The organism is Streptomyces collinus (genome assembly GCF_031348265.1).
Lineage (GTDB): Bacteria > Actinomycetota > Actinomycetes > Streptomycetales > Streptomycetaceae > Streptomyces > Streptomyces collinus.
This window is the reverse complement of the sequence record NZ_CP133771.1, coordinates 1,380,742-1,406,917: the sequence shown is the minus strand read 5'-3', so window position 1 is coordinate 1,406,917 and position 26,176 is coordinate 1,380,742. Positions and strand designations below refer to the sequence as shown.

Genomic DNA, 26,176 nt, shown 5'->3' with positions numbered 1-26,176 from the left:
TCGGTCAGTCGGCCGTCGGCGCGGCGGCGGGAGCGGTGGTCGGGGCCTCGGAACGGTGCTCGGCGAGCACGCCGGTCCGGTGCCGCTGGACGAACCAGTAGTAGGCGAAGCCGCCGCCCGCGATGACGGCGACGAACAACACCGCGCCCCAGCGCAGGTACCAGTGGTAGGGAGCCGCGGCGTTGTAGACCGCGGCGCGCGGCCAGATCAGGTTGAGCGTCATGGCGGCGCCCCACAGCACGGCCAGGATGTTGACCGGCAGACCCCAGCGGCCCAGTGAGAACCGGCCCTCACCCGCGGGCTGCCACTTCCCACGCAGCCGGGCGACCAGCAGCGGGACCGTGACGCCCAGGTAGGCCAGGTAGATCATGATGATGCCGATGCTGGTGACGACCGTGAAGATCTGCGGCTGACGGATGTTGACCACGAGGATCGCCAGAGCCAGGATGCCGATGATCACGGTCGGCAGGACCGGTGTCTGGAACCGCGGGTGGCACTTGGCCAGCTTCGAGGACGCGGGCAGGTTGTTGTCGCGGGCCATGGCGAACGCCAGCCGGACGGCCGCCGTGTGCACGGCAAGGGCGCACACCGTGACCGCGATCAGCACACACCACAGCATCGCCTTGCCGGCCGTCGGCCCGAGCACGTCCAGCACGATGTACTGCAGGCCGTCCGTGGACAGCTTCTCGCCCTTGAGGCTGGACACGCTCATCAGCGCGAGCAGCAGGATCAGGCCGCCGAGCACGAAGGACGCCACGATCGCCCGGATGATCGCACGCGGCGCGTTCCTGGTCGGGTCCAGGGACTCCTCGCCGAGCGAGGCGGCGGTGTCGAAGCCGTACATGACGTACGCCGAGGCCAGCGAGGCCACCAGGAAGGCGCCCAGGTAACCGTTTCCGTACCCCGCGCCGGTGCCGTGCGTTTCCATGACGACCTGCGGACCGCGCGTGATGTGGACCGCGAAGAGGACGATCAGAACGACGGTGGCGATCAACTCGATGAACACGCCCGCCGTGTTGATCCTTGCCATCAACTTGACGCCGAAGGCGTTCACGAGGGTCGTGAACAGGATCAACACCGCGGCCAGGATGACCGCGTTGGTCGCCACGTCGTACGTACCGGTGCCGTCCCCCACGAACTGGAAGAACGACGAGATCTGCGGCAGCGTCAACTGGTAGGCCAGCGCGACCGCCGATATGGACACGATCGAGGCGATCAGCATCATCCAGCCGGCGAGCCAGCCCAGATGCGGATTGCCTATCTTCTTCGACCAGTTGTAGACCGAGCCCGCCACGGGGTAGCGGGCGGCGAGCTCCGCGAAGCACAGGGCGACCATGAACTGGCCGACGAAGACCATCGGCCACGACCACCAGTAGGCAGGACCTCCGCTTCCGTAGCCGAAGTAGAAGAGCTGAAAGGTGCCGGTCAGGATCGAGATGTAGCTGATCCCGGCGGCGAAGGTGTGGAAGTTGCCGAGGGTGCGTTTGAGCTCGGGGCGGTAGCCGAATTCGGTGAGTTCGGCGTCGTCCCGGCCGTGGGGATCGGTTGGCTCTGCGGTTGTTCTCATGGCGGATTCCTCAACGGGTGTGTCTCAGGGCGATGTGGATCAGTCGGACCAACCCTGGTGGGTGAGGCAGGTGTTGCGCCAGAGGTGCTTCGTCTCAGGGGGCTCCGCCGGCCCCGCGAGCCTGATTCCGGGACCGAGGCCGGGGTGCTCGTGACTGCCCCACTCCGCACTCGTCCCGCCGTTTCGATGAGTCCACAGGCAGCGTCGTGCCGGTCCGGGCCCCACAGCCTGCCGCAGGGCGCCACAACGCCCCTCAGCCGAACGCCGCGCCACGGACCGCCGGTCGGAGTGGAATCAGCCGGTCCCAGAGTGAGGAGCAGGCGCGGCCTGCCCCGGGGCGAGGAGGTGGTGGTCCGGTTCCCTGATCCCGGCGGCCGCTCTCAAGCATCCGGTCGCCCCGCCCCGCCCCCGTGCCAGGGGTCTTACGAGTGGGACAACTGCCCGGCTCCACCCCGGCGGCGTATCCGCCCCTGGGCCCGCGCGGCGGCCCGCTCCTGCCGCCGGGTGCGGCGCCGCTCGCGCCGCAGGGTCCGCGCCGTGCTGCTCGGCACGGACACCACCCCGTTGCGCTGGTTCCAGACCTGACGCGTCACCCACACGTCGAGCGCACCCCAGGTGGCCGCGATCGTGCTGACCACACTGCTGATCACCATCGGGAATGCCAGCCAGGACCCGGCCATGGTGCACAGGAAGGCCACCATCGCCTGGATCAGCGTCACGGCTATGAGGAGGACCGCTCGCACGGCCGCCGTCCGCACCGGATCCGGCAAGCGGCGCCGGCGCGCGGGCTCCTCGACCCAGAGGGGCCGGTACTGCTGCCGCTCTCTGCTGCGGCGGCCCACCTCGTGTCCCTGGCCCTCCGACTCCCGTCCCGAGGGGGCCGCCACGCCCCCGGGGATGTCGCGATCGGTCGCCTCGGGATCCCGATGCCCCGTCAGCTGCGCCCCACCCGCCCTGGGCGCACCGCGCCGTTCCGCCGTGCCCATCACCGTGTCACTCCCCACCGCCAGCAGACCGCTCGCTCGCATCCGAAGACCCGTGCTCCCCAGTGGCTGCCCGGCTTGCGCTGTTTTACGCCGCCCAGGTGCGGCACGCGGCTCCTGTGGCCGATTCCGCCCCCGTTACCCGTAAGGAATGACGAACAACTCCTCACGAAGATTCCCGGGAACCGAAAAATTTCAGCCAACCGCCCTGGCGGAGTCCGGGGATTGGTCGGCGCCATGACCACTGCTTTCGGGGAGACAACTCCCGCAATGCCCGGACAACTCGCCACGCCGCGTGGCTGGCGCGGAAGTTCAGGTTCCGGACCGGCTTTCGAGTTCCCTGTGGGTCGGTAGTAGGCTCGCGCCGTTTGTTGACGCACATGTGTACCCCCGGTAGCCGGGGGCCCGAGCTGGGGGAGGCCATGCGCTTTCGCGGGAAGTCCATCCGCCGGAAGATCGTGGCGCTGCTTCTCGTGCCGCTGGTGTCCCTCACCGCGATCTGGGCCTTCGCCACCGTGCTCACGGGACGTGAGGCGGGCGACCTGTTCAACGTGTCGTCCGTGGTGGAGAAGATCGGCTACCCCATCGAGGACACCGTGCGCGTCCTCCAGGAGGAACGCCGCCAGACCCTCGTCCACCTCGCCGACCCCCGCGCCTCCGACGGGCTCGCCGCGCTCCGGCGCAGCCGGACCGCCACCGACAAGGCCGTCAGCAGCATCCGCGAGAACGCCCGCAACCCTGATGTGCGCGACGCCATGGGCGCGGACACCGACGAGCGGCTGACCGCCGTTCTGGACGCCTTCGACGGCATCGAGTCGCTGCGCCGCAGTGTCGAGGACGGCACGGTCAACCGCACCCAGGCCCTCGACCTCTACAACCGGCTCGTCGACCCCTGCTACGTCCTCCTCGCCAACCTGCACGTGGTCGACAACGTCGAACTGGACAAGCAGTACCGCGCGCTGGTCAACCTCGCCCGCGCCCGCGAACTGCTCTCCCGCGAGGACGCCCTCCTCGGCTCCGCCCTGATCGTCGGCAGGATCTCCCACTCCGAAGAGCGGGACATCTCCGACCTCGTGGCCCAGCGCACCCTGATGTACGACGTCAACCTCCCGCTGCTGCCCGTGGCGGAGCGGGACCGCTACCAGAGCTTCTGGAAGAACGCCTCCTCCGCCCCCCTGCGTGTGGCCGAGGAAGCCGCCGTCTCCTCCGGGGCCGGGACCCCCCGCGGCGTCTCCGCCAAGGGCTGGGACAGCGCCGCCGGCAACGTGCTCGACGAGCTCGGCACCCTCAACGACCAGGCCAACGACCGCTACCAGGACCGTGTCCACCCCGTCGCCGTAGGCGTCATCGCCAAGGCGGTCATCGCCGGCGCGCTCGGCCTGATCGCGCTCCTGCTCTCCCTCTTCCTGTCCGTACGCGTCGGCCGCACCCTCATCCGCGATCTGCGGCAGCTGCGCCTGGAGGCCCACGAGGCGTCCGGAGTGCGCCTGCCCAGCGTCATGCGCCGCCTCTCCGCGGGCGAGCAGGTCGACGTCGAGACCGAGGTCCCCCGCCTCGAATACGACAAGAACGAGATGGGCGAGGTCGGCCAGGCCCTCAACACCCTGCAGCGCGCCGCCGTCGAGGCCGCCGTCAAGCAGGCCGAGCTGCGCGCGGGCGTCTCCGAGGTCTTCGTCAACCTCGCGCGCCGCAGCCAGGTCCTGCTCCACAAGCAGCTCACCCTGCTCGACGCCATGGAACGCCGGACCGAGGACACCGAGGAACTCGCCGACCTGTTCCGCCTCGACCACCTCACCACGCGCATGCGCCGGCACGCCGAGGGTCTCGTCATCCTCTCCGGCGCCGCGCCATCCCGGCAGTGGCGCAAGCCCGTCCAGCTCATGGACGTCGTGCGCGCCGCCGTCGCCGAGGTCGAGGACTACGAACGCATCGAGGTCCGCCGCCTTCCGCGCATCGCCATCAGCGGCCCGGCCGTCGCGGACCTCACGCATCTCGTGGCCGAACTCCTGGAGAACGCCACGGTGTTCTCGCCGCCGCACACCGCCGTACAGGTTCTCGGCGAGCGCGTCGCCAACGGCTTCACCCTGGAGATCCACGACCGAGGTCTCGGCATGGCCGCCGAAGCGCTGCTGGACGCCAACCTCCGGCTCGCCGAGACGCCGGAGTTCGAGCTGTCCGACACCGACCGGCTCGGCCTGTTCGTGGTCAGCCGACTCGCCCAACGCCAGAACGTCCGGGTCTCCCTGCAGCCCTCCCCGTACGGCGGCACGACCGCAGTGGTCTTCATCCCCGACGCCCTGCTGACCGACGACGTCCCGGACACCAACGGCATCGGATTCCGGCTCGACCGCCCCCAGCTGGCCCCGGAGAGCGAGCCGCAGGACAGCCGCCGTGCCGCGCTGTCCCAGGCACCCGCACAGCGCGCCGGTCTGCCCGCCTCCCTGCTGGACGGCCCGGTCGAGCTGGAGGCCCCCGTCGGCCTGGAGACCATCGGGGATTTCCCCGGCGCCATCCAGGACGAGGACAGTGAACACGGCGGCCTGTTCCGCCCCCGCCACTCCCTCACCCGTGCCCCGGACGAGACGGCGGGCCGCCGCACCGACCCGCGCCGGCAGAGCGCCGATGCCCGCGGCGCGGCGGACCCGAGCGACAGCGACGAGGAGCTGAGCGCTCCTGTCACACTGCCCCGCCGCCACACCCCCAAGCTGGTCAGTTCGCACGGGCGCCCGGTCACCGAGCAGCGCCCCCGGCGGGGGAAGACCGACGAGGAGACCACCACGGCCATCGGCCGAACGGAGTCCAGCCCCACCTCAGCCCTACCGCAGCGCCGCCGGGGCGAGGAGCCCACGAGCGGCCGGGCCACCGGCCGGCCGGGCCCCGAGCCCGCGTCCACCCTTCCGGCCCGCCGGCCCGGCGAGAGCTCCACGGCAGGCAGCCGACGCGGGGACGCCCTGCCGGACGCACCGCCGCCGCTGCCCGCGCGCCGTCGCGGGACGGACTCCGCCCGCCGTGGCATCGGCTCGTCCGGCCGCGATGAGAACCACACGGAATCCCCGGCCCCGCCCGGCAGCGCCGCCGGCAACCGGTCCGAGCCGCCCGCTCTGCCCTTGCGGACCCGCCGCGCGGAGATCGCCTCCAGCGGCCCGGACGGACCGGACCACGGCTCCGGCTCCACGTCGCAGGTCACCGGCGGGCCCTCGCGCCACGAAACAGGCTCCCGCGCCGCGGCCCAGCAGACCGGTTCCGCACCACCGCCCGGCTCCGGCTCCGCGCCGCTGCCCCGGCGTGTCCGCCAGGCCAACCTGGCCCCGCAGCTGAAGCGGAGCTCGGAGCCGCGTACGGACGACAGGGCCGAGCCCGTCGAACGCGACGCCGAGGAAGTACGCAGCCGCATGGCATCGCTCCAGCGCGGCTGGCAGCGTGGCCGTGAGGAGAACGCCGAGGGCGATTCAGCCCACAGCGGCGCAGCACCACAAGGAACGACAGAGGGGGACGGTCGATGACCGCACCGAAGGCGACCGGCCACACCGCGACCAAGGGGGAGCTGAACTGGCTCCTCGACGACCTGGTGGACCGTGTCGCGAGCATCCGCAAGGCCCTCGTGCTCTCCGGCGACGGTTTGCCGACGGGCGTGTCCAAGGACCTGACCAGGGAGGACAGCGAGCACCTTGCCGCCGTCGCCTCCGGCTTCCACAGCCTCGCCAAGGGCGTGGGGCGCCATTTCGAGGCCGGCAACGTCCGCCAGACGGTTGTCGAGCTCGACGACGCCTTCCTGTTCGTGACGGCCGCCGGTGACGGCAGCTGCCTGGCCGTCCTCTCGGACGCCGACTCCGACGTCGGCCAGGTCGCCTACGAGATGACGCTCCTCGTGAAGCGAGTGGGCGTGCATTTGGCCAGCGCCCCGCGCACCGATCTGCCCGCAGGCGGGTAGTGGGATGACATGAGCGCTGACGGTCAGGGAAGAAGCCACTGGTTCGACGACGATGCCGGACCGGTCGTCCGCCCGTACGCCATGACCCGCGGCCGCACCAGCAGTCAGGGCCAGCACCGCCTGGACCTGATCGCGGTCGTGGTCACGGAGCCGCACGCGGACGATCCGGAAGCCGACCACATGCTCTCCCCGGAGCATGTGGACATCGTCGAACTGTGCCGCGACCTCCCGCAGTCGGTCGCCGAACTCGCAGCGGAACTCGACCTGCCGATAGGGGTGGTACGGGTCCTCGTCGGAGATCTCGTGGACGCGGAATTCGTCCATGTGAACCGGCCCGTACCCCCTGCCGAACTGCCGGACGAGAGTATTCTGCGCGACGTGATCAACGGCCTCCGGGCGCTGTGAGCAGCGCGGAAGCGGGGTACTGACGTGACTGGCTGGCAGTTCTGGGTGGACCGAGGCGGCACCTTCACCGACATCGTCGCCCGGCGCCCGGACGGCCGGCTGCTCACGCACAAGCTGCTCTCAGACAGCCCCGCACGCTACGCCGACGCCGCGGTCGAGGGCGTCCGCACCCTGCTGGCCGGCTCCGATGACCCCGTCGACAGCGTGCGCATGGGGACCACCGTCGCCACCAACGCCCTCCTGGAGCGCAAGGGCGAGCGCACCCTGCTGCTCATCACCCGCGGCTTCCACGACGCCCTGCGCATCGCCTACCAGAACCGCCCCCGCATCTTCGCCCGCCGCATCGACCTGCCCGAGCTGCTGTACGAGCGGGTCGTCGAGGTCGACGAGCGCATCGCCGCCGACGGCACCGTCCTGCGCGCCCCCGACCCGGACGCCCTCACCGGGCCATTGCAGGAGGCGTACGACGACGGGATCCGCGCCGTCGCGGTGGTCTGCATGCACAGCCACCTCCACCCGGCCCACGAGCAGGCCGTCGGGGAACTCGCCGCCCGCATCGGCTTCCCGCAGATCTCGCTCTCCAGCGAGGCCAGCCCTCTGATGAAACTCGTGCCCCGCGGGGACACCGCCGTCGTCGACGCCTACCTCTCGCCCGTGCTGCGGCGCTACGTCCGGCAGGTCGCCGACGAGCTCGAAGGCGTGCGGCTGATGTTCATGCAGTCCAATGGCGGCCTCACTGAAGCAGGGCAGTTCCGCGGGAAGGACGCCATCCTGTCCGGGCCGGCCGGAGGCATCGTCGGCATGGCCCGCATGTCGCAGCTCGCCGGCTTCGACAGGGTCATCGGCTTCGACATGGGCGGGACCTCCACCGACGTCTCCCACTTCGCGGGCGCGTACGAGCGCGTCTTCACCAGCCAGATCGCCGGCGTCCGGCTGCGCGCCCCCATGCTGGACATCCACACCGTCGCCGCCGGCGGCGGGTCGGTCCTGCACTTCGACGGCTCCCGCTACCGCGTAGGGCCGGACTCGGCGGGCGCGGACCCGGGGCCCGCCTGCTACCGCGGCGGCGGACCGCTCGCCGTCACCGACGCCAACGTCATGCTCGGCCGGATCCAGCCCGCTCACTTCCCGAAGGTGTTCGGACCCGACGGCGACCAGCCCCTCGACGAGACACTCGTCCGGGACCGTTTCACCGCCCTCGCCCGCGAGATCGCCGAGCGGACCGGCGACGACCGCACGCCCGAACAGGTCGCCGAGGGCTACCTGCAGATCGCCGTGGCCAACATCGCCTCCGCCGTGAAGCGGATCTCCGTCCAGCAGGGCCACGACGTCACCCGCTACGCCCTCACCACCTTCGGAGGGGCCGGCGGCCAGCACGCCTGCATGGTCGCCGACTCCCTCGGCATCCGCACCGTCCTGGTGCCCCCCATGGCCGGAGTCCTGTCCGCACTCGGCATCGGCCTCGCCGACACCACCGCCATGCGTGAGCAGTCCGTCGAGGCGCCCTTGGCACCGGCCTCGATGCCCGGCGTCCTCAAGACCGCCGAAGACCTGGAAGCGGCGGCGCGCGCCGAACTTCTCGCCGAGGACGTCCCCGAGGAGCACATCGCGGTCACCCGTCGCGCGGAGCTCCGCTACGACGGCACCGACACCACCCTCACCGTGGAGCTGACCGAGCCCGGCGCGATGCGGCACGCCTTCGAAGACCGTCATCGCGCCACGTACTCCTTCACGCTCGACCGCCCGATCGTCGTCGAAGCCCTCTCCGTCGAAGCCACCGGCATCACAGAACCCCCCGATCTCTCCGCTCTCGCCCCCTACGAAGCCACCACGGACGGCAGCCCCCCGGCGCCGCGCACCGTCCGCCTTCACACCGGCGGCGCCTGGCGCGACGTACCCCTCCACCGCCGCGAGGACCTTCCCCCCGGCGACTCCGTCACCGGCCCGGCGATCATCACCGAAGCCGGCTCGACGACCGTCGTCGACGACGGCTGGCGGGCCGCGGCGACCGACGACGGGCATCTGGTCATGGAACGCGCCGCGATCACGCAGAGTTCCGATCTCGACACGAAAGTCGACCCGGTTCTACTGGAGGTCTTCAACAACCTGTTCATGTCGATCGCCGAGCAGATGGGCGCCCGCCTCGAATCCACCGCCCAGTCCGTCAACATCAAGGAGCGCCTGGACTTCTCCTGCGCCCTCTTCGACCCGGACGGAAACCTGGTGGCCAACGCCCCGCACATCCCCGTCCACCTGGGCTCGATGGGCACGAGCGTCAAGGAGGTCATCCGCCGGCGCGGCCCCCGCATGCGCCCCGGCGACACCTACGCCGTCAACGACCCGTACCACGGCGGCACCCACCTGCCCGACGTCACCGTGATCACACCGGTCTTCGACACCCCACCACCGGCCGACACGGAGAGTGACGCGACCGGAAGGGCGGGGAGCGACCCGGAGGTCCTCTTCTACGTCGCCTCGCGCGGCCATCACGCCGAGATCGGCGGCATCGCCCCCGGCTCCATGCCCGCGGGCAGCCGCACCATCGAGGAGGAGGGCGTCCTCTTCGACAACTGGCTTCTCGCCGAGAACGGCCGCTTCCGCGAGGACGAGACTCTCCGCCTCCTCACCGAGGCGCCCTACCCCTCTCGCAACCCGAAGACCAACCTCGCCGACCTGCGCGCCCAGATCGCCGCCAACCACAAGGGCGTCGACGAGGTCCGGCGCATGATCGAGGACTACGGCCTCGACGTCGTCCAGGCCTACATGAGGCACGTCCAGGACAACGCCGAAGAGGCCGTGCGCCGCGTCATCGGCGCCCTCGACGACGGCGACTACGCCTACGAGACCGACTCCGGCGCCGTCATCCGCGTGGCCGTGCGCGTGGACCGCCAAAACCGTTCCGCGACCATCGACTTCACCGGCACGTCCGCGCAACTGCCCACCAACTTCAACGCCCCCTTCTCGGTCGTCAACGCAGCCGTCCTCTACGTCTTCCGCACCCTCGTCGCCGACGACATCCCCCTCAACGACGGCTGCCTGCGCCCCCTGAGCATCGTCGTCCCGCCCGGCTGCCTGCTCGCCCCCGAGCCGCCCGCCGCCGTGGTCGCCGGGAACGTCGAGACCTCCCAGGCCGTCACCGGCGCCCTCTACGCGGCGCTCGGCGTCCAGGCCGAGGGCTCCGGGACCATGAACAACGTCACCTTCGGCAACGAACAGCACCAGTACTACGAAACCGTTGCCTCAGGCTCCGGCGCGGGCGACGGCTTCCCCGGCGCACCCGTCGTCCAGACCCACATGACCAACTCCCGCCTCACCGACCCCGAGGTCCTGGAGTGGCGACTGCCCGTACGCCTCGAGGAGTTCGCCGTCCGGCGCGGCAGCGGCGGCGCCGGTCGGTGGCACGGCGGGGACGGCGCCGTACGCCGCATCCGCTTCCTCGAACCCATGACCGTCTCCACCCTGTCCCAGCACCGCCGGGTCCCGCCCTACGGCATGGCGGGCGGCGAGCCGGGCGCTCTCGGCGCCAACCGGGTGGAGCACGCCGACGGCACGGTGACCGCACTCGGCGGCAGCGACTCCGCCGACCTCGTCACCGGCGACGTACTCGTCATCGAAACCCCCGGCGGCGGAGGCTACGGCCCGCCGTCGCCCGACCCCCATCAAGCAGGAGAAGAGATCGATGATCTTCGGGCGTTCTGAGCGCGGCAAGCCTCCGGTCGAGCCCGTCACGCTCAAGATCCTGGTGGCCGGCGGCTTCGGCGTGGGCAAGACCACGCTCGTCGGCGCGGTCAGCGAGATCAGGCCGCTGCGCACCGAGGAGCTGCTCACCGAGGCCGGGCGCCCGGTCGACGACACCAGCGGCGTGGAAGGCAAGAACACCACGACCGTGGCCATGGACTTCGGCCGCATCACCCTCCGCGAGGACCTCGTCCTCTACCTCTTCGGCACGCCCGGCCAGGAGCGGTTCTGGTTCATGTGGGACGAGCTCTCCGAGGGCGCCCTCGGAGCCGTCGTCCTCGCCGACACCCGCCGTCTGGAGGACTGCTTCGCCGCCGTCGACTACTTCGAGCGGCGCTCGATCCCCTTCCTCGTCGGCGTCAACTGCTTCGAGGGCGCTCCCCGTTACCCGATCGAGGACGTCCGCCAGGCCCTCGATTTGGACGAGGGCGTGCCGCTGATGATGTGCGACGCCCGTGACCGCGAGTCGGTGAAGGAGGCACTCATCGGCGTCGTCCAGCACGCCATGGCTTACGCGGCCGACCGCCGCGAGGCCGTCACCGGCTGACGCGCCCGGTTGGCGTACGCGGCCCGCGCCCCGCCGACCGGGGTACGGGCCGCTGCCCTGAAGGACGCTCCACGCGCGCGTGGTCAGCTGTCGCCCTCCTCCCAGCCGAAGCTCTTCTCCACGGCCTTGCGCCAGTTGTGGTACTCGCGGTCCCGCACCGACGCCTCCATGTTCGGTGTCCACTCGACGTCCTTCTGCCAGTGGGCCTTGAGCTCGTCCGTGTCGTTCCACACACCGGTGGCCAGACCGGCCGCGTACGCGGCACCCAGGCAGGTCGTCTCGGAGACCTTGGGCCGCACCACCGGCACGTCGAGCACGTCCGACTGGTGCTGCATCAGCAGGTTGTTCTTCGTCATGCCGCCGTCGACCTTGAGGGTCGTGATGTGCACCCCGGAGTCCTGGTACATGGCGTCCACGACCTCGCGGGTCTGCCAGCTCGTCGCCTCCAGCACCGCGCGCGCGAGGTGCGCCTTAGTGACGTACCTGGTGAGTCCGGTGATCACGCCACGCGCGTCGGAGCGCCAGTACGGCGCGAACAGGCCGGAGAACGCCGGCACGATGTACGAGCCGCCGTTGTCCTCGACGCTCGCCGCCAAGGGCTCGATCTCGTCGGCCGTCCGGATGATGCCGAGCTGGTCCCGGAACCACTGCACCAGCGCGCCCGTGATGGCGATCGCGCCCTCCAGGCAGTAGACCGGCGCCTCGGTGCCGATCTTGTACCCCATCGTCGTCAGCAGTCCGCTCTTCGACGGCACCGGGCGGTCGCCCGTGTTGAGCAGCAGGAAACTTCCCGTGCCGTACGTGTTCTTGGCGGTGCCCACGTCATAGCAGGCCTGCCCGAACACGGCCGCCTGCTGGTCGCCCAACGCGGAGGCCACGGGCACACCGGCGAGCTGCCCGACGGCGGTGCCGTACACCTCGGAGGAGGACCGGATCTCGGGCAGCATGGCCTCGGGGATGTTCATGGCCGAGAGGATCGAGGGGTCCCACTGGAGGGTCTCCAGGTTCATCAGCATGGTGCGCCCGGCGTTGGTCACGTCGGTGACGTGCTGCCCGCCGTCCGTGCCGCCGGTGAGGTTCCAGATCAGCCAGGAGTCCATCGTGCCGAAGGCGATCTCGCCGCGTTCGGCGCGCGCCCGGAGGTCGGGCACGTTGTCGAGCAGCCAGGCCGCCTTCGGGCCCGAGAAGTAGGTGGCCAGCGGCAGACCCGTCTGCTCGCGGAAGCGGTCCTGCCCGTCCTGGCCGCCCAGCTGGTTGCACAGCGCCGCCGTGCGCGTGTCCTGCCAGACGATGGCATTGTGCACCGGCTTGCCCGTGGAGCGGTCCCACAGGAGGGTCGTCTCGCGCTGGTTGGTGATCCCCATCGCGCTCAGCTGGTCGGCCCTCAGACCGGCCTTGGCGATCGCCCCTGCCACCACCGCCTGCGTCTTGGACCAGATCTCGGTGGCGTCGTGCTCCACCCAGCCGGGCTTCGGGAAGATCTGGCGGTGCTCACGCTGGTCCACGGCGACGATCGCGCCGTCCTGGTTGAAGACGATGCAGCGGCTCGACGTGGTGCCCTGGTCGATGGCTGCGACGTACTTCGCGGAGTTGTCCGTCATGGCTATCCCTTCGGCTGGTCAGAAGGCTGCGTTGTAGATGACGCCACCCAGGAGGCCGCCGATCAGTGGTCCGACGACGGGGATCCACGAGTAGCCCCAGTCGGAGGTGCCCTTGTTCGGGATCGGCAGGATGGCGTGGATGATGCGCGGGCCGAGGTCACGCGCCGGGTTGATGGCATAGCCGGTGGGGCCACCCAGGGACAGGCCGATGCCGACGACCAGGAAGGAGACCAGAAGGATCGCGATGCCGGACCCGTAGATGCCCTCCCCGCCCTCGATCAAACCGATGCCGATGCCCTCGACGTGCCTGTTGCTGCCCACCAGGGCGAGGAGGGGAAGCACCAGGGCGATGGTGGCGAGGATCTCGGTGATCAGGTTGGCCACCGGATTACGGATCTCGGGGATCGTGGAGAAGATGCCCAGCGTCGGAACCGGCTCGTCCACCGTGCCTTCCGTGGTGCCCGTCTTCCGCACGTTCGCCTGGAACTGGGCCAAGTACACGAGGTAGGCGAGGACGGCCCCGATCATGGCGCCGGTGATCTGTCCCAGTAGGTAGACCCACACCTTGTCCCACACGCCGGTGTCGACGGCCAGGCCGAAGGTGACAGCCGGGTTGAGGTGCCCTCCGGAGAGGGGAGCGGCGGTGTACGCGCCTGCCAGCACGCCGAAGCCCCAGCCGAACGCGATCACCACCCACCCCGCGGCTCGGGCTTTCGAGAACCTGAGGGTGACGGCGGCACACACGCCGGCACCGAACAGGATCAGAATCGCCGTGCCGATCATCTCGCCGACGAAAATGTCTCCGTTAGTCATGGCGGCTCCTCAGCCCTGGCCCGGGACGATCGGCCCCGGTTCTCACCTGCAGGGTGCGTTTCCCGTGGCTACTTCAGCCGGAGGCAGGGGTTCCGCGCCCCGCCCGGCATCCGTGACGAGCGTGCCGTCGCAGCCGAATCGCCCGTGGAGGAATGGGCCTTGGCGCAGGCGCATTCACGCGCCGCAGTGCCGGAATACGCCGCGTATGTACGGCGATGTCGACTGACACCGGAAGTGTTCACCGGCACCCAAAGGGCGTCAAGGTCGCCGACCGCAACGGTTGACGGCCATCCGACGGCCGCCGGGCTCGCGCCGGGCCGACGGGCCGGTTGCTCGGCCATGGCGGCGCCCGGTCGGGTCGATGTTCAGATCTGTTCCGGACCCGCGCGGGCCTGGGTGAGCCGCGCGAGGCTTGGCTGATGGTGTCCGGCCTCCGCCGGGCTCCGCTGGGGCGAAAGCCCGGCCGCACCTGACTCCTCGCTTGCTAGTGTCCAGGATTCACCTGACCTGGCGGTTTCTCAACCGCAGGAGTTCCGCGGGGCTATGACTGCCGCGGAAGGCCCCCGGCGGACCGGGTGCCGTCCGCTCCAAGCACGACCTCGACAGCGCCGCAACCCCGTGCGCAGATCCCCTTGGCACAGCTGCTGAAGGGCCGTGTACGCCGCGGCCCCGGACCACAGGATCAGGACCGGCACTGTCAGCACCCCACCGATCACCCTCCGCCCGTCAGGATCCCGCCCGACAAGATCTCGCCGGCCAGGAACCGACGCCCGGACCGCAGACGAGCCCGGCCGGGTCGCAGCCGCATCAGCGTCTCCCACACCCAAAAAGGCCGTGCTCGGTGTGGCCGGGCACATCGTCACCGGCCACACCGGGCACGCCCCGCCCTCAGACGCCCTGTACGCCCCTCTCGACCGCCACTCCGCGCCCCGCCGACGCCGGCGTCGGTCGCGAGCCCCTGCGGGCTTCATGGCCCGGCACGCCCGCCCGGCCCAGCACCCAACTCGCCCCGTGCAGCGCCTTCGCCGCCTTCTTCAACGGAGCCAGGCAGGCCGCCGCCTGCCGGTGGTCGGTCACACTGCCCGGCGCGCACACCACCGTCGCGAGGGACAGCGTGACCGGCCTGCCCCCGGCCGACCAGTCGGCGCCCAGCACCGAAGCGGCCAGCGGATCGAGACCGTCCGGATCGGCGAGCACCAGGAAGTCGTCCCCGCCGATGTGCCCCACGCGCGAGCCCTCCGACGAGGCACGCTGCAGCGCACGGCCCACCGCCCGGATCAGCTCGTCGCCCGCCGCGAACCCGGCCCCGTCGTTGACCTGCTTGAAGTGGTCGACGTCCAGCCAGCTCAACGCGAACGCCCGCCCCGCAGCGATCCGCCGGTCCACCTCGTCGGTGATCGCGTCCGAGCCGGGCAGACGCGTCAGCGGATTGAGCCCCGCAGCCTCCTCCACCCGCGTCTCGGCCAGCGCCCGCACGAGATCCGCGAGCCGCACGGCCCCCATGCACCGCCCGTGCTCGTCCACCACGGCAACGTCGTCCGACGTGCGGTCCCGCCCTCCGACCGCCACCACGTCCAGGACTTCCCAGGCCGTCGCGTCGACGCCCACCGTCCGCGGCGGGTCACCGAGTTTGGCCGCGGGCCGGTCGGCGTACAGGGCGTGTCCGTAGCGCCCCGACATCGACAGCAGGAAGCGGGAGCGGTGCACCGACCGGACCGGCACCCCGGCGGTGTCCACGAGCAGCACCCCGGACACGTCCGGCGACCCTGTCAGCAGGGCACGCACCTGCCCTGCGGACGCGGTGGCCGGCAGCAGAGCGGCCGGCCGGACGAACTCCCGCACCGACGGCCCGGTCCGTGGTGCGCCCGGCTCGGCGGGGGAGCGTGGCGGGACGTAGACGTCCGCGGCGGGCAGGCGCGCCGGCGGTGCGAACAGCTCGCCCTGTGCCAGTTGCGCCCCGCTCGCCAGCGCCGCCGCACACTGCCCCTCGGTCTCGACGCCCTCCACGGCCAGGAGCGCCCCCAGCTCGTCGCACAGCGTCCGCATCGACCGCACCACCGCCGGTCGCGCCAGCAGCGAGGCGTCCAGCTTCAACAGGCCGGGGGAGAGGTCCGAGAGCAGCCGCAAGGGCACGTCCCCGTCGCCGATCCCGTCCGCGCAGATCCGGAAACCCTGCCCGCGCAGCGTGGCCACCGCCTCCAGCAGAGCCTTCTGCGGCACATGCGTGTAGGGCGGGCAGAGGTCGATCGTGACCTCCCAGGGCAGTCGCCCCGCCTCCCGCACGGCCTCGTGCAGCGACGAGAGCCCGCCGAGGTCCGCGAGTGTCCCGGCGAACACGTTGACGAACAGCGGAAGCAAGGTCTCCCTGCGCGCCGCCGCGCGAACGGCCGACACGGCCAGTCGGGCGTCGAGCCCGGGGTCCCGGCGGGCCTCCGCAAGGACGTCGCCGGTCTCCGGCCGGGCGAGTATCTCCAGCCCCGCGACCGCGCCGGTCGTCAGATTGACCACCGGTTGGAAGGCGAAGCGGAGAGTGTCCGTCCAGGAGTGCACGGGAGCATGATTGACGCCATCGGCGCACGCCCAAGCGCAGTTCATGAGACGTTCACGCAGGATTCCGGAGCGATCACGCAGCGTATGGATCAGGGTCCGACCTGGCGGTGCGACCCGCACGAACGCCGACCGGGGCCCTCGTCTCCGACACCACAGGTGTGGTGCTCGCGCCACAGCACCCTCTCCAGGCGGAATATGACGATGCATCGGAAGTGTGCGCCACGGTCGGCCGAAAATCGGCAGCCCACGATCCCCGGTCCGTCGGGCAGTCGCCATGCCGCCCGCCATCCCCTTCCACGGCGCCCCCACTCCTGATAGACGCAGGGGCATGACACGACTCACCACCGTGGCACGTGCCCTGATCACCGCGTTCGCCGCCGTCCTGGCATCGACCGCCCCCACCGCGACCGCCCGGGCCAGCAGCGATCCCAAGGCGCCGGGGGACTTCGTGGCGCTGAGAAGCGTTGACCCGACGATCATCCAGGAGATGCGCTACGTCACCCCGCACACCTTCGTCGGCGAGCGCATCGACGGCTACCGGCAGCCCATCTGCATCCTCACCCGCCCCGCCGCAGAAGCCCTCCACAAGGCCCAGCGGAAGCTCCTGCACCAGGGCTACACGCTCAAGGTGTACGACTGCTACCGGCCACAACGGGCGGTGGACCACTTCGTCCGCTGGGCCGAGGATCTCGACGACGAGGCCATGAAGGGCGAGTTCTACCCGAACGTCGACAAGGCCCGGCTGTTCGCCGACGGGTACATCGCGGCGAAATCCGGCCACAGTCGCGGTTCCACCCTGGACGTCACGCTCGTCCGGCTCCCGGCGAAGCCGACCAGGCCCTACCGTCCAGGAGAGCCCCTCGTGCCGTGCTTCGCTCCCCAGAACGAGCGGTTCCCCGACAACTCGGTCGACATGGGGACCGGATTCGACTGCTTCGACACCCTCTCGCACACCCTCGACCCCCGCATCCAGGGCCGACAGCGCCACAACCGGCTGCTCCTCAAGAGCACCCTGGAAGGGCTCGGCTTCGTGAACCTGGCAGAGGAGTGGTGGCACTACACCTTCAAGCCAGAGGTCTATCCGGACACCTACTTCGACTTCCCCGTGTCCAGGAAGTCGCTGACCAGCGCCCACTGAGCAGCCTGCTCGATGTGCCCTCTCCGTGATCGGCTACAGTCCGCCGCGTGTCCGAGAATCAGCACTCCGCTTCCAACTCCGCGCCGAACTCCCACTGTTCGAGCTGCGGAGCGCCCTACGGAGAGGGCATCACCGGCTGGCCCCGCACCTGCCCGGTGTGCGGGGCCGTGGCCTACCGCAATCCACTCCCGGTCGCGGTGGCCCTCCAGCCCGTGTACGACACCCAGGGCACCGCCCTGGTCGTCATCACCCGAACCATCGCCCCCGCGCGCGGGGGGATCGCCCTGCCCGGTGGCTACATCGACGACCGCGAGGACTGGCGGCAGGCCGTCATACGCGAACTCCGGGAGGAAACCGGTATCGACGCGGCCGGCCGTGACGTACGGCTCGCCGACGCGATGAGCTCACCCGACGGTCACCTGTTGCTGTTCGGTCTCCTGCCGGAGCGGCCCGCCGAGGGCCTGCCCTCCTCCGCCGCCACGGACGAGACATCCGGCTGGCACCTCCTGCGCAGGCCCGAGGAACTCGCCTTCCCCCTGCACACCCTGGCCGTACGCGCCTGGTTCGAGGGCCGGTACATCTGAGCTCACCGCTCACCGCTCACCGGTCCCGCGGACGCGCACCGGGTAGGGCGGCGCGCCCCCGCCGTCCTCACCCGCCCGCTCCACGACCACCCGCGAGCCCACCCACCGAGCGGTGTAGCGCTCGATCTCAGGCTCGTCCCACCCGTCGCCCCCGTCCGGCACGACCAGCCCGCCCCCGGTCCGCCCCCGGGCGGGCGCCCACACCTCCAGTTCCAGCCCGCCGTCCTCCCCGCGCACCGGAAGCACGGCACCCGCGCGTGCCAGCACGGGGATGCGCGACAGGGGCGCGTCGACGAGCACCTTCCCCGGCCCCTCGTACGCCCGCCCTGTCGCGGTGTCGTACCAGCGCCCCCGCGGCAACTGCACCGCACGCCGGTCGGCGCCCGGGTCCAGCACCGGCGCCACCAGCAGGCTGTCACCCAGCAGAAAGGCGTCCTGACACTCCCGCAGCGCCCGCTCCTCCGGCGCCGTCCACCACAGAGGCCGCACGTAGGGCGCTCCCGTACGCCGCGCCAGATGCGCCAGCGTCATGAAGTACGGCAGCAGCCTCCGGCGTTCGACGAGCGCCACGCGCGCGTGCTCCAGCACCTCGCCACCGAACTCCCACGGCTCCCTGCGCCCCGCCCGCAGACTCGCGTGCGTACGGAACAGCGGCAGATAAGCGCCCAGCTGGAACCACCGCAGATACAGCTCGGGGGACGGATCCCCGTCGAAGCCCCCGACGTCGGGCCCCGAGTACGGGACACCGCACAGCCCGAGCCCCATCACCAGGGCCAGCGAGGCCCGCAGCCCCGGCCAGCCGGTGGCCACGTCCCCCGACCACGTCCCTCCGTAGCGCTGCATACCGGCCCACCCGGAGCGGGAGAACAGGAACGGCCGCTCCTCGGGAGCGAGCTTCCGCAGGCCTTCGTAGGCCGCCCTGGCCATGCACAGCGCGTAGACGTTGTGCGCCTCGCGATGGTCACCGCCCCGCCCCTCCAGGGAGTGCCGGGCCGACCGCGGCAGCGTCGACTCACCGAAGGCGGTGAACGACGTGGGTTCGTTCAGGTCGTGCCAGAAACCCGAGAAGCCCTGGGCGAGCCGCTCCTCGTAGAGCCCGCCCCACCACTCACGCACGCGCGCGTGCGTGAAATCGGGAAACACCGCCTCCCCGGACCACGCGACCCCCTCCACCACGTCCCCAGAGGCGCCCCTCACGAACGCGTCCTCGGCGGCCCCGCCGTCGTACACCGCATGGCCGGGCAGGGCCCTCACCGCCGGGTCGACGATCGACACCAGCCTGACGCCGTCCCGCCGGAGCTCCTCTGCCAGGACGGGCAACTTCGGGAAGCGGTCCTGGTCGACGGTGAAGACCTGATGTCCCTCCAGGTGGTCGATGTCCAGGTGCACGGCATCCAGCGGCAGACCGCGTTCCAGGTATCCCGTGACGATCCGCCGCACCTCCTGCTCGCTGCCGAACCCCCACCGCGCGTGATGGTGCCCGAGCGCCCACGCGGGCGGCAGCGCGGGCGCCCCGGTGAGCGACGCCCAGGCGAGCAGCACGCGCGCGGGAGTGCCCACCATCACCCAGCAGCGCAGCGGACCACCGTCCATGCGCAACTCGCTCGTCCCGGCACGGTCGTGCCCCGAACCCGCGCCCTCCTCGCCCTCCCGCAACGTCACCGTGCCGTCCCACGAGCTGTCGTGGAACGCCAGATGCGTACCTCCGTCGGACACCACCAGCTGCACCGGCATCGTGATGTACAGCGGGTCGTCCCCCGGAGCGAAGGAACGGCCCGGATCGGTGTTCCACAGCCGGTACGTCCCGTCCGGCAGCCGGGGGCCCGAGGCACGCCCCCCGAGTCCGAAGAACCGCGCGTCGGCGCCCACCTCGGACCGCTGCATCCACCGCGCCGGACCGCCACCGACCGGCTCCCACCACCGCGGCGGCAGATCACGCCGCAGGGTCACACCACCCGGAGTGAGCACCTCCACCGCGCCGTGCCGCGAGACCACCACCGTCACCCGCTCGGCCACCACACGCCAGCCACCGTCCTTGTCCGGCTCCAGGACCGCCCGCGGATCGGGCTCCGGGCAGCGGCCGGCCAGCGCGTACGACGGCTCGGGCTCCGCCCCGTCCCAACCCCAGAACACGGCCCCGTTCACGGCGACCAGAATCCGCAGCTCCGACCGGCTGAACCGGACGACGCCGCCACCCGGCCCCGGCTCCGCGTCCTCCACGAGCCCGGGCACCCGCGCACGCTCCGTCCCCCGCGCCGGCAGCCAGGTGGCGTCGGCCCGGTGCCTGCGCCACGCTGCTCGTACGGTACGCAGACCCTGCGCCGCCCCCACCGAAGCCACCGCTTTCACCGAACGCACCAGGTCACGACCGTTCATGCTGCTCACCCTGCCACTGACCGCCTCGCGAACGGGTGTCGTTCAACTGCCGTTCACCCATGCCGGGACCACATCTTCACGACACGGACTATGTGGGGCGCGCCCTGGTGCCGAAGTCGATCACATGGCATTGTCCGTGCCAGCCGCTCACGCGCACACCCCAGCCCGTGCGCGGAGGACGCACACGACGCGCACAGTCCGGGAGCCGACCATGCCGACCGACAGTTTCCAGCCGCTCTGGCAGCCCGACCCCGGGCGCATCGCCCGGGCACGGATCACCAGGTTCCAGGCCTGGGCCGCCGAACACCACGGCGCCCCCGCCGAAGGCGGCTACGCGGCCCTGCAGCGCTGGTCCGTCGACGACCTGGACACCTTCTGGAAAGCCGTCACCGAGTGGTTCGACGTCCGCTTCTCCCACCCCTACGCGCGCGTGCTGGGCGACCGCTCGATGCCGGGCGCCCAGTGGTTCCCCGAAGCGACCCTCAACTACGCCGAACACGCTCTGCGCGCGGCCGACACCCGCGCGGACGAACCGGCCCTCCTGTACGTCGACGAGACCCACGAACCACGCCCCGTCACCTGGGCCGAGCTGCGCCGTCAGGTGGGCTCCCTCGCCGCTGAACTGCGCGCCCTCGGAGTACGCCCCGGCGACCGCGTCAGCGGCTACCTCCCGAACGTCCCGCAGGCGGTGGTCGCCCTCCTCGCCACAGCCGCCGTCGGCGCGGTCTGGACGTCCTGCGCACCCGACTTCGGCGCCCGCAGCGTCCTCGACCGCTTCCAGCAGGTCGAACCCGTGGTGCTCTTCACGGTCGACGGCTACCGCTACGGCGGCAAGGAGCACGACCGGCGCGACGTCGTCACCGAACTGCGCCGCGAACTGCCCACCCTGCGCGCAGTGATCCACATCCCGCTCCTCGGCACCGAGGCACCCGAGGGCGCCCTGGACTGGTCGGCCCTCACCACGGCCGACACCGAGCCCGTCTTCGAGCAGGTGCCCTTCGACCACCCCCTGTGGGTGCTCTACTCCTCCGGCACGACCGGACTGCCCAAGGCCATCGTCCAGTCCCAGGGCGGCATCCTGGTCGAGCACCTCAAGCAACTCGGCCTGCACTGCGACCTCGGCCCCGAGGACCGCTTCTTCTGGTACACCTCGACCGGCTGGATGATGTGGAACTTCCTCGTCTCCGGCCTGCTCACCGGCACCACGATCGTCCTCTACGACGGCAGCCCCGGCTACCCCGACACCGGCGCCCAGTGGCGGATCGCCGAACGCACGAAAGCCACCCTCTACGGCACCTCGGCCGCCTACGTCATGGCGTGCCGCAAGGCCGACGTGCACCCCTCCCGCGACTTCGACCTGTCCTCCGTCCAGTGCGTCGCCACCACCGGCTCGCCCCTGCCGCCCGACGGCTTCCGCTGGCTCCACGACGAGGTCCGCGACGACCTGTGGATCGCCTCCGTCAGCGGCGGCACCGACGTGTGCTCCTGCTTCGCCGGAGCCGTACCGACCCTCCCGGTCCACGTCGGCGAACTCCAGGCCCCCTGCCTGGGCACCGACCTCCAGTCCTGGGACCCCAACGGCGGCCCCCTCGTCGACGAGGTCGGCGAACTCGTCGTCACCAACCCCATGCCGTCGATGCCCATCCACTTCTGGAACGACCCCGACGGCAGCCGCTACCACGACAGCTACTTCGACACCTACCCCGGCGTGTGGCGGCACGGCGACTGGATCACCGTCACCTCCCGCGGATCGGTCGTCATCCACGGCCGCTCCGACTCCACGCTCAACCGCCAGGGCGTCCGCATGGGATCCGCCGACATCTACGAAGCCGTCGAGCGGCTCCCCGAGATCAGGGAGTCCCTCGTCATCGGTATCGAGCAGCCCGACGGCGGCTACTGGATGCCCCTCTTCGTGCACCTGGCCCCTGGAGCCGTCCTCGACGAGGCCCTGCTCAGCCGCATCAAGCAGACGATCCGCGAGCAGTTGTCTCCGCGCCACGTCCCCGACGAGATCATCGAAGTACCCGGCGTCCCGCACACCCTCACCGGCAAGCGCATCGAGGTCCCCGTCAAGCGTCTCCTCCAGGGCACCCCGCTGGAGAAGGCGGTCAACCCGGGCTCCATCGACAACCTCGACCTGCTGAACTTCTACGAGGACCTGGCCCGCAAGCGCGCCTGACCCCGACGACCTCCGTCACACACTCCCCGTCACCGCCGCTCGGGGCGCAGGTCACACGACTACACCCGCTGTGACCTGCCCCTTCCGGCCGTGCCTGCGCACGCGATCGCCCGGAGCCAGGCCGATGTCAGTGCCGTCGATTACTGTGAGTGAGCATTGATCGACCGTGCACAGGGGGAAACAATGGCGCACACCGACAACCGGACCATGCGACGCGTTCTGCACCGCGAGATCGCCGGCACATCGGCCTGCTGACCGACGAACACGACTTCCGGGCCATGCGGCGCTACCGCAGCTTCACCTTCGCCGACCACGCGACCTACCTGAAACAGGTGGAGGGCCTCCTCAGGACCCGCGCCCTGCAGGGCAGCCACACCACGGTGGCCCTCTTCGATCCCGAGGAGTACGCCGAGTTCTGCACACAGAAGGGCCTGGACCCCGACCACCCGTCGAGCCGCACACGCTTCACCGCACAGATCGCAGCCACAGGCCCGACCCTTCCCTACGACGGCCGCCCACTGGCCGACCTGCTCCCGGCCCTCGTCGACGAAGCCGTACGGCAGGCCACCTGGGAGTACGCGACCACCCTCCTCGCCAGCCTCGGCTCCTGCACCTCCTGCGGCGAGGACATCGCACGCGCCGCCTTCACCCGAGCCGCGGGCCTGCTCGTCCACATCCTCGACACAGCCCCACCCGGCGACCGCCACCTCGTCTGCAGCGTCACCGGACCGCCCGAAACCCTCACCGCGGCCCTCCACATCACCGACGACGGGGCCTCCCTGCAACTGAACGAAACCGAAGCCCTCGAATTCACCACCCTCCTGGCCCTCGGCCTGGCCACCGAGAGCCCCGGAGGACTCGTCATCCGCGTCAGCGCCCCGGACACACCCGACCGCGTCTACGGCTGGCGCATGCGCGCATACGGACTCGAACCCCTCACCGCAGGAGAGGTCTTCGACGCCTACTGCACCGACGTGGAATCCGGAGACCTGATCTCCCCTGAATCCAACGTCGACTACTGCGCGCCGCCCGACCTCAGGGAGGAGAAGCCCACCCCTGGGCACCAGCACTGAAACGCCGGCAGGGGCACCCCACCTCAGTGGAGTGCCCCTGCCGGGAAACGGTCGCCGCGGGCCGGACCGGGCCTATTCGCCCGACAGCACCGCTTGCGCGGCGATGCGCGCCTCCTCAGCGCTGTCCGTCGCCCGCGCCGCCGCAGCAGCCCGCTCGCACTGCGCCAGCGTGTACTTTGCCAGCGTCGCCCGGACATAGGGAATCGACGCGGCACCCATCGAAAGAGAGGTGACGCCCAGACCGGTCAGCACGCACGCGAGCAGCGGGTCGGACGCGGCCTCACCGCAGACACCACAGCTCTTGCCCTCGGCCTTGGCCGCCTCGGCTGACAGCTCCACCAGGTCGAGCAGAGCGGGCTGCCAGGGATCCTGCAGACGGGACACAGCGCCCACCTGACGGTCGGCGGCGAAGGTGTACTGAGCGAGGTCGTTCGTTCCCAGCGACAGGAACTCGACCTCCTGAAGGATCGAGCGGGCCCGCAGCGCGGCCGACGGGATCTCGACCATCGCACCGAACTTCGCCCGCAGCCCAGCGGCACGGCAGGCGTCCGCGAAGGCCCGGGCATCCGTACGGTCCGCCACCATCGGGGCCATGACCTCAAGGTAGACGGGCAGTCCCTCCGCGGCCTTGGCCAGCGCGGCCAGCTGGGTACGCAGGACCTCCGGGTGGTCGAGGAGCGTCCGCAGACCCCGCACGCCGAGCGCCGGGTTCGGCTCGTCCGCGGGAGTGAGGAAGTCGAGCGGCTTGTCCGCGCCCGCGTCCAGCACCCGCACCACGACACGCCCCTCGGGGAACGCCTCGAGCACCTGCCGGTACGCAGCGACCTGCTTCTCCTCGGACGGCGCCTGCTTGCTGTCGTCCAGGAAGAGGAACTCGGTACGGAAGAGACCCACTCCCTCGGCACCGGCCTCGACGGCGGCCGCCACATCAGCGGGGCCACCGATGTTCGCGAGCAGCGGCACCTTGTGACCGTCCGCGGTGGCTCCGGGCCCGGTCGACGCAGCCAACGCGGCCTTCCGCTGGGCGGCCGCGGCCTCGAGCTGAGCCTTCTTCTCGTCGCTCGGGTCCACGAAGATCTCTCCCGTGCTGCCGTCGACCGCGATCATCGTGCCCTCGGCGAGCTCACCGGCACCCGGCAGCGCCACCACGGCCGGCACACCGAGCGCCCGGGCCAGAATCGCGCTGTGGCTGGTCGGACCGCCCTCCTCCGTGACGAAGCCGAGCACCAGAGTCGGGTCCAGCAGCGCGGTGTCGGCCGGAGCAAGGTCGCGGGCAACCAGGACGTAGGGCTCGTCGCTGTCGGGGACGCCCGGCATCGGCACCCCCAGCAGACGGGCGACGATACGGTTCCGCACGTCGTCGAGGTCGGCCACACGACCGGCCAGGTACTCACCGGCCCCCGCCAGCAGCTCGCGGTAGGAGGCGAACGCGTCGTACACCCCGCGCTCCGCCGTGCTGCCGACGGCGATCCGCCGCTCCACATCGGCCATCAACTCGGGGTCCTGGGCCATCATGGCCTGTGCCTCGAGCACGGCCTGGGCTTCACCGCCGGCCAGGTTGCCGCGCGCCATCAGGTCAGCCGCCACCGCCTCCACGGCCTTGCGGGCGCGCCCCTGCTCACGCTCCGCCTCTTCCGCCGGGATCTGCTTCGCGGGCGGCTCGAGTACCGCCGTTCCCATGTGCCGAACCTCGCCGATGGCCACACCGTGGCTCACCCCGACGCCTCGCAGCGTTGTCTCCATCTCACCCGTCTCCGATAGAGCGGCGGGCCCCGCCGCCGCGTTGGTTGTCGTACTCGCCGTCATACGACGGCACTGACGTCACTTCCAGAGGAAGAGACTGTCGCCGGCCTTCACTTCGCCGTCGATGCGAAGATCGGAGAGAGCCTCGGCCGTGGCCTCCAGGGCCACGACCGGGCAGATCGCGGACTTGCCGGCGGCCTCGACGGCAGCCGGGTTCCAGCGCACGACACCCTGTCCGCGCGTGACGGTGTCGCCCTTGTTCACGAGCAGCTCGAAACCCTCGCCGTTGAGCTGCACGGTGTCGATACCGAGGTGGGTGAGCACGCCGTGCCCGCTCTCGTCGACGACGACGAACGCGTGCGGGTGCAGGGAGACGATGACGCCGTCCACGGGCGAGACGGCCTCGGAAGGTTCACGTACGGGGTCGATCGCTGTGCCCGGGCCGACCATGGCCCCGGAGAAGACGGGATCCGGCACGGCTGCCAGTCCGATGGCGCGTCCTGCGAGCGGGGACGTCACGGTGGTCATGGGAAGCCTCCCAGGGGTGGAGATCGATATGGCCGTCCCTGTAGGTACCGGGCGGCACACTGTTCAGCAGCGTATGTCACCTGAAGTGCCGGTTCCGCGGGAGCACCTCGAAGTGGTCTAGACCATACCCCAAATTGATTTGCACCTGCTCCGCGGCCGCGTGTACAGTCGTACTCCTGCCTGGGGCTGAGCGATGCGACCGCGCGTCCCGGCCGGGCAGCAACCAACTTGTCAGATCCTAACTTTGGGTCACCTTCTGCATGCCTGCGGGAGAGTGGTCAGGGGGCCGGAAAAACACTGATAGAGTTTGGAACACCGAAGGGAAGCGCCCAGAGGAAAGCCCGAGAGGGTGAGTACAAAGGAAGCGACCGTTCCTTGAGAACTCAACAGCGTGCCAAAAGTCAACGCCAGATATGTTGA

16 protein-coding genes and 1 pseudogene are annotated in these 26,176 nt (G+C 70.8%); 9 read left to right on the top strand and 8 right to left on the bottom strand.

Annotated elements, in window-relative coordinates; translation table 11 throughout:
* Positions 1-4 precede the first annotated feature (4 nt).
* A complete protein-coding gene (locus RFN52_RS06260; protein WP_184843464.1) occupies positions 5-1,567 on the bottom strand; it encodes an APC family permease in 1,563 nt (520 codons plus the stop codon).
* 422 nt (positions 1,568-1,989) lie between these two features.
* Positions 1,990-2,595 (bottom strand): hypothetical protein, encoded by a 606-nt coding sequence (locus RFN52_RS06255; protein WP_184843462.1) that lies wholly within the window; start codon positions 2,593-2,595, stop codon positions 1,990-1,992.
* Between the two features lie 377 nt (positions 2,596-2,972).
* Between RFN52_RS06255 and RFN52_RS06250 the strand changes: the two genes are divergently transcribed.
* The 5 genes from RFN52_RS06250 to RFN52_RS06230 are packed head-to-tail and all read left to right on the top strand — an operon-like array spanning position 2,973 to position 11,171.
* The gene (locus RFN52_RS06250; protein WP_184843460.1) at positions 2,973-6,053 is read left to right on the top strand and encodes a sensor histidine kinase; all 3,081 of its coding nucleotides are present in this window, start codon (positions 2,973-2,975) and stop codon (positions 6,051-6,053) included.
* Complete coding sequence (locus RFN52_RS06245; protein WP_184843457.1) at positions 6,050-6,481, top strand: roadblock/LC7 domain-containing protein; 432 nt, start codon at positions 6,050-6,052, stop codon at positions 6,479-6,481. Before RFN52_RS06250 ends, RFN52_RS06245 begins: the two co-directional genes overlap by 4 nt.
* A gap of 9 nt (positions 6,482-6,490) precedes the next feature.
* A complete protein-coding gene (locus RFN52_RS06240) occupies positions 6,491-6,886 on the top strand; it encodes a DUF742 domain-containing protein (RefSeq protein WP_033309737.1) in 396 nt (131 codons plus the stop codon).
* A 24-nt stretch (positions 6,887-6,910) separates the two neighbouring features.
* Entirely contained in the window at positions 6,911-10,585 is a 3,675-nt protein-coding gene (locus RFN52_RS06235; RefSeq protein ID WP_184843454.1) for a hydantoinase B/oxoprolinase family protein, read from the top strand.
* Positions 10,566-11,171, top strand: a complete 606-nt coding sequence (locus RFN52_RS06230) for a GTP-binding protein (RefSeq protein ID WP_031138786.1) — start codon at positions 10,566-10,568, stop codon at positions 11,169-11,171. Before RFN52_RS06235 ends, RFN52_RS06230 begins: the two co-directional genes overlap by 20 nt.
* Positions 11,172-11,254: 83 nt before the next feature.
* Here RFN52_RS06230 and glpK read toward each other — a convergent pair whose 3' ends face one another.
* The 3 genes from glpK to RFN52_RS06215 all read right to left on the bottom strand — a co-directional run bounded on the left by glpK (position 11,255) and on the right by RFN52_RS06215 (position 16,135).
* The gene (glpK, locus tag RFN52_RS06225) at positions 11,255-12,772 is read right to left on the bottom strand and encodes a glycerol kinase GlpK (protein ID WP_184843449.1); all 1,518 of its coding nucleotides are present in this window, start codon (positions 12,770-12,772) and stop codon (positions 11,255-11,257) included.
* Positions 12,773-12,790: 18 nt separating this feature from the next.
* On the bottom strand, positions 12,791-13,585 hold the full coding sequence (locus RFN52_RS06220; protein ID WP_184843446.1) for an MIP/aquaporin family protein: 795 nt from the start codon (positions 13,583-13,585) through the stop codon (positions 12,791-12,793).
* Between the two features lie 888 nt (positions 13,586-14,473).
* Positions 14,474-16,135, bottom strand: a complete 1,662-nt coding sequence (locus RFN52_RS06215) for a GGDEF domain-containing protein (protein WP_184843444.1) — start codon at positions 16,133-16,135, stop codon at positions 14,474-14,476.
* Between the two features lie 328 nt (positions 16,136-16,463).
* Between RFN52_RS06215 and RFN52_RS06210 the strand changes: the two genes are divergently transcribed.
* Positions 16,464-17,273 (top strand): M15 family metallopeptidase, encoded by an 810-nt coding sequence (locus RFN52_RS06210; RefSeq protein WP_184843441.1) that lies wholly within the window; start codon positions 16,464-16,466, stop codon positions 17,271-17,273.
* A 47-nt stretch (positions 17,274-17,320) separates the two neighbouring features.
* Positions 17,321-17,857, top strand: a complete 537-nt coding sequence (locus RFN52_RS06205; RefSeq protein ID WP_184843438.1) for an NUDIX domain-containing protein — start codon at positions 17,321-17,323, stop codon at positions 17,855-17,857.
* A gap of 9 nt (positions 17,858-17,866) precedes the next feature.
* Here RFN52_RS06205 and RFN52_RS06200 read toward each other — a convergent pair whose 3' ends face one another.
* Positions 17,867-20,233, bottom strand: coding sequence for a glycoside hydrolase family 31 protein (locus RFN52_RS06200; RefSeq protein ID WP_184843435.1), 2,367 nt, complete (start codon positions 20,231-20,233; stop codon positions 17,867-17,869).
* Positions 20,234-20,444: 211 nt separating this feature from the next.
* Here RFN52_RS06200 and RFN52_RS06195 point away from each other — a divergent pair, with 211 nt between their 5' ends.
* Both RFN52_RS06195 and RFN52_RS06190 read left to right on the top strand, forming a co-directional pair.
* A complete protein-coding gene (locus RFN52_RS06195) occupies positions 20,445-22,412 on the top strand; it encodes an acetoacetate--CoA ligase (RefSeq protein WP_184843432.1) in 1,968 nt (655 codons plus the stop codon).
* Between the two features lie 183 nt (positions 22,413-22,595).
* Positions 22,596-23,485 (top strand): annotated as a pseudogene (locus RFN52_RS06190) (DUF8829 domain-containing protein).
* Between the two features lie 72 nt (positions 23,486-23,557).
* Here RFN52_RS06190 and ptsP read toward each other — a convergent pair.
* The gene (gene ptsP, locus RFN52_RS06185; protein WP_184843429.1) at positions 23,558-25,228 is read right to left on the bottom strand and encodes a phosphoenolpyruvate--protein phosphotransferase; all 1,671 of its coding nucleotides are present in this window, start codon (positions 25,226-25,228) and stop codon (positions 23,558-23,560) included.
* A gap of 78 nt (positions 25,229-25,306) precedes the next feature.
* Positions 25,307-25,756 carry a PTS sugar transporter subunit IIA gene (locus RFN52_RS06180; RefSeq protein WP_184843426.1) on the bottom strand — a complete coding sequence of 150 codons (450 nt, stop codon included), beginning with the start codon at positions 25,754-25,756 and terminating at the stop codon, positions 25,307-25,309.
* Positions 25,757-26,176 lie beyond the last annotated feature (420 nt).

Excerpts from the sequence above, each read along its gene's own strand:
- glpK (WP_184843449.1), bottom strand. The coding sequence starts at position 12,772 with ATGACGGACAACTCCGCGAAGTACGTCGCAGCCATCGACCAGGGCACC.
- RFN52_RS06255 (WP_184843462.1), bottom strand. The coding sequence starts at position 2,595 with ATGCGAGCGAGCGGTCTGCTGGCGGTGGGGAGTGACACGGTGATGGGC.
- RFN52_RS06260 (WP_184843464.1), bottom strand. The coding sequence starts at position 1,567 with ATGAGAACAACCGCAGAGCCAACCGATCCCCACGGCCGGGACGACGCC.
- RFN52_RS06210 (WP_184843441.1), top strand. The coding sequence starts at position 16,464 with ATGACACGACTCACCACCGTGGCACGTGCCCTGATCACCGCGTTCGCC.
- RFN52_RS06240 (WP_033309737.1), top strand. The coding sequence starts at position 6,491 with ATGAGCGCTGACGGTCAGGGAAGAAGCCACTGGTTCGACGACGATGCC.
- ptsP (WP_184843429.1), bottom strand. The coding sequence starts at position 25,228 with ATGGAGACAACGCTGCGAGGCGTCGGGGTGAGCCACGGTGTGGCCATC.
- RFN52_RS06250 (WP_184843460.1), top strand. The coding sequence starts at position 2,973 with ATGCGCTTTCGCGGGAAGTCCATCCGCCGGAAGATCGTGGCGCTGCTT.
- RFN52_RS06220 (WP_184843446.1), bottom strand. The coding sequence starts at position 13,585 with ATGACTAACGGAGACATTTTCGTCGGCGAGATGATCGGCACGGCGATT.
- RFN52_RS06180 (WP_184843426.1), bottom strand. The coding sequence starts at position 25,756 with ATGACCACCGTGACGTCCCCGCTCGCAGGACGCGCCATCGGACTGGCA.
- RFN52_RS06200 (WP_184843435.1), bottom strand. The coding sequence starts at position 20,233 with ATGAACGGTCGTGACCTGGTGCGTTCGGTGAAAGCGGTGGCTTCGGTG.
- RFN52_RS06230 (WP_031138786.1), top strand. The coding sequence starts at position 10,566 with ATGATCTTCGGGCGTTCTGAGCGCGGCAAGCCTCCGGTCGAGCCCGTC.
- RFN52_RS06195 (WP_184843432.1), top strand. The coding sequence starts at position 20,445 with ATGCCGACCGACAGTTTCCAGCCGCTCTGGCAGCCCGACCCCGGGCGC.
- RFN52_RS06245 (WP_184843457.1), top strand. The coding sequence starts at position 6,050 with ATGACCGCACCGAAGGCGACCGGCCACACCGCGACCAAGGGGGAGCTG.